Source organism: Pseudomonadota bacterium (assembly GCA_010028905.1).
Classification (GTDB): Bacteria; Vulcanimicrobiota; Xenobia; order RGZZ01; family RGZZ01; genus RGZZ01.
Map to the genome: position 1 here is coordinate 1 of RGZZ01000545.1, position 3,089 is coordinate 3,089.

A 3,089-nucleotide genomic window follows, 5' to 3' on the forward strand; every position below is an offset into this window, starting at 1 on the left:
TTTGTGCTCGTTGGAAACGTCCTTTTGCGCGACGGCGTGGAGGTCGATCGGTGGGATGGGCGCATCCCGCGTGCTCGTCTCTCTGTCGATCGTCGTCTCATCAGCACGATCGACGACGGAGCGGAGATCGAAGTCCAGCTCGGCGGGCTTCGTCTGGGGGCTTTTCATCGCGCGGGGTCTTCCTACGAGGTCGGCTCGAAAGACGCACCTGCGCGTGTCTCGTCGTTCACCGAGGCGCTCATGCTGCACCTGAGCATGTGCTCGTTGCAGATTGGCGTCGATCAACCGTACCCCCAGTACCACCTGCCCGACGGCAGCGTCATCGACGCCTACTAGCCGCGACACGCTCAGAGGTTTGCGATGAACATCGACATCGAAGAACGACTCAAAGAAATCATCGGCCACGGACTTGTTCGCGGGCTTGGGAACCCCATCCCCGGCGGAATGTGCGTAGAGGCCGCGATCTGTTTGGCACTCGGCGAAGACCACAGCGCCGAGCCGTCGTGCGTTGCCGAACCCGATCGATTGCTTGCGATCAGACTCAGTAATGCTCGTTGGTCTTCGCCGCAGGCCTGCGCCGAGGCACTTCTGCCTCTCGCACTTGCGCAGTTGGGAACAGCGGGCACGGATCGAACAGCGTGGGCGCGCGCTCTCGTAGAAGGGACAATCCGGCGTGTCGTTCCGGTCGCGCTGCGCGCTGCGGCATTCGGTCACCCAAACGAAAAACACCGCAAAGCACTTGAAGCGGCAGCGAAACGCTGCGAGCAGGAGGGATCTATTGTTGTCGATTACGCCGCCAACGCCGCCGCCGACCGCGCCACATACGCTGCCACCACCGCTCGCGACGCCGCCGACCTCGCTGATGTCGCCCGCGCCGTCGCCTATGTCACCGTCGCCGTCTTCGCCGCCGCCGACGCCGAATACGCCGACGCCCGCGACGACATCCTGCGCCTCGCGGTGCAGGTCGCGCTCGACGCCTACGCCGCCGCCCCGCACGCCACGAAGGAGAAGCCATGACCGAGAAGCTGACCGACGCCCTGTACGAAGAAGCCCTCGCCCGCGTCGCGGACGGGAACATCGACCTCGGCGGCACCATCGGCCTGCGTCGCTGGTGCGACGGCAGCGGGCCGTGCGCCGTCGAGACGGAGCCGCACGGGCATTGGCGCGGCGGCGTGAGCGTCAGCACGCGCGAGGTCGTCCTGCGCCTCCTGCGCGAGCGCGACGAGGCCCGCGCCGCGTTCGCCAAGCTGCGCGACGACGTGCAGGCCGCTTTCGTACCCGAGTGCGCGGGTTGCTTCGCCGCGTGGCACGCCGTCAAGGACGCCCCGACCATCATCGAGCGCCACCTCGACAACTGCGCCTCGCACGCGGGGCACGCCTGCACCTGCACCTACGCGCCCACGATCCCGTCGCTTGGAGTGAAGCCGTGAACGCCTACGTCGGCTTCCGCGTGCGCGAGGTCGCGAGTGGTCGTGAAGGCGTCGTCGACGCGCACGACGTCGAGGGCGCGCTGGTCTGGTGGGGCTACAAGAAGCGCGACACCTGCCGCGCCGACAGTCAATCGTGGGTGGCGTGGGACGCGCTCACGTTCGCGGACGGCACCCGCCCGCATTTTTCCGACGAGGTCGTTCGTCGGGCGCAAAGGGGTTTGCGATGACTGCTGTTTGCTTTCACCTTCCGTCCGTCACTTGCGAGAACTGCCACCACCTACGCAGCGGGACCGCGCGTGGACCGCTCCCGTTTGTTTCGACGACCGGAACGGGCGGCTGGCAGATTCCCGCGTCGATGGTGCCGCCGCCCGACAGCTACACGCGCCGACAGGTTGAGGTGATGTTGCACATCGCGCTCACCGTCCGCACCGACGAGTGGACGAGCAATAGCGTCGACGAGCGCGTGGCTGCGCTGCTGGCGATGTTCACGAAGGAGAAGCCGTGACCGTCTGGATCGTGAGCGAAGGGTGCCGCTACGAAGGCGGCGAGGTTCACTCGGTACACGCCACGCGCGAAAGCGCGCTGGTCGCCGTCGAGAAGCTGCTGGCAGAGCACCGCGAGAAGGTCAGGGCGATGCGCGAGTATTCGCCGTCAGGTTTTTCCTCGGCTGGATGGGACATGCAGGAGCATCCCGGCGACCGCTGGCTCAACAAGGTGGACGTCATCGAGGTCAAAGAGTGGACCGTGACGGAGGGGAAGCCGTGATCGTGTGCGTGACCTGCAACCGCGTCATGGTGTCGCTGAACGACACGTCGACGGCGTGGATCAAGCAGACGAAGAAGGAGCACCCCTGCACCATCGTCCGCTGCCCGCTCTGCGGCACCGTCGTCGCCGACGTCAACCGAGGCATCGAGAAGCACGCCGAGGAACCGTGGCCGGGGGACTTGGCGCTCGACCTACCCCACGACGAGGAGCACCTGTGACCAATGCACCGCCTCTGATCTACGTCGCTGGCCCGTACCGCGCCGCGACAACGTGGCAGATCGATCGAAACATCACGAACGCCCGCGTGTGGGGCGCGAAGTTGGCGGGGTGGGGCGCGTACCCCGTCATCCCGCACAGCAACACCGCGCACATGGACGGCGTCGCCGACGACTCGCTGTGGCTCGCCGGGACGATGGAACTTCTGCGCCGCTGCGACGGCGCGATCTTCATCGAGGGCTGGCTGGATTCTTCGGGCGCGAAGCAAGAGTGGGCCGAGGCGTCGCGCTTGAACTTGCGGCGCGTGGATGCGCGCAGCCTGTCCGAGTCTGACATCGAGGAATGGGTCAAGGACGTGCGAAAGACGAAGAAGGTGACGCCGTGACCAGCACCACCCCGCGCCCCTGCGCCGGATGCAGCCGCGACCTCGGCTACGTCATGCACACGCTCAACATCACCTACAACGGCTGGCGATACGAGGTCTGCGGGCACGTCGTTGGTCAGAGAAACGGCTGCGCCGAGCGACTGATGCAGCGCCTCACGGCGTCGTCGTCCTCGACTTCTGCTGCCACCGTCGACACGTTGGTCGTGCCTTCGTTCTTCACGGCATCGGGGAGCGGAAAGCCATGACCGACTGCCCCAAGTGCGCCGACATGCGCGACCACCTCGCCGCCGAGC

6 protein-coding genes are annotated in these 3,089 nt (G+C 66.4%); all 6 read left to right on the forward strand.

Features of this window, described 5'->3' with window-relative positions:
* Positions 1 to 336 (forward strand): hypothetical protein (locus tag EB084_22570; GenBank protein NDD31049.1); only part of this gene is annotated, 336 nt, incomplete at its 5' end.
* A 24-nt stretch (positions 337 to 360) separates the two neighbouring features.
* On the forward strand, positions 361 to 1,017 hold the full coding sequence (locus EB084_22575; GenBank protein ID NDD31050.1) for a hypothetical protein: 657 nt from the start codon (positions 361 to 363) through the stop codon (positions 1,015 to 1,017).
* Complete coding sequence (locus EB084_22580) at positions 1,014 to 1,430, forward strand: hypothetical protein (protein ID NDD31051.1); 417 nt, start codon at positions 1,014 to 1,016, stop codon at positions 1,428 to 1,430. Before EB084_22575 ends, EB084_22580 begins: the two co-directional genes overlap by 4 nt.
* Before the next feature lie 501 nt (positions 1,431 to 1,931).
* On the forward strand, positions 1,932 to 2,195 hold the full coding sequence (locus EB084_22585) for a hypothetical protein (GenBank protein NDD31052.1): 264 nt from the start codon (positions 1,932 to 1,934) through the stop codon (positions 2,193 to 2,195).
* A 4-nt stretch (positions 2,196 to 2,199) separates the two neighbouring features.
* Positions 2,200 to 2,796, forward strand: coding sequence for a DUF4406 domain-containing protein (locus EB084_22590; GenBank protein ID NDD31053.1), 597 nt, complete (start codon positions 2,200 to 2,202; stop codon positions 2,794 to 2,796).
* Complete coding sequence (locus EB084_22595; protein ID NDD31054.1) at positions 2,793 to 3,041, forward strand: hypothetical protein; 249 nt, start codon at positions 2,793 to 2,795, stop codon at positions 3,039 to 3,041. The genes EB084_22590 and EB084_22595 overlap by 4 nt, the downstream gene beginning before the upstream one ends.
* The last annotated feature ends 48 nt before the right edge of the window (positions 3,042 to 3,089 follow it).

Excerpts from the sequence above, each read along its gene's own strand:
- EB084_22575 (NDD31050.1), top strand. The coding sequence starts at position 361 with ATGAACATCGACATCGAAGAACGACTCAAAGAAATCATCGGCCACGGA.
- EB084_22580 (NDD31051.1), top strand. The coding sequence starts at position 1,014 with ATGACCGAGAAGCTGACCGACGCCCTGTACGAAGAAGCCCTCGCCCGC.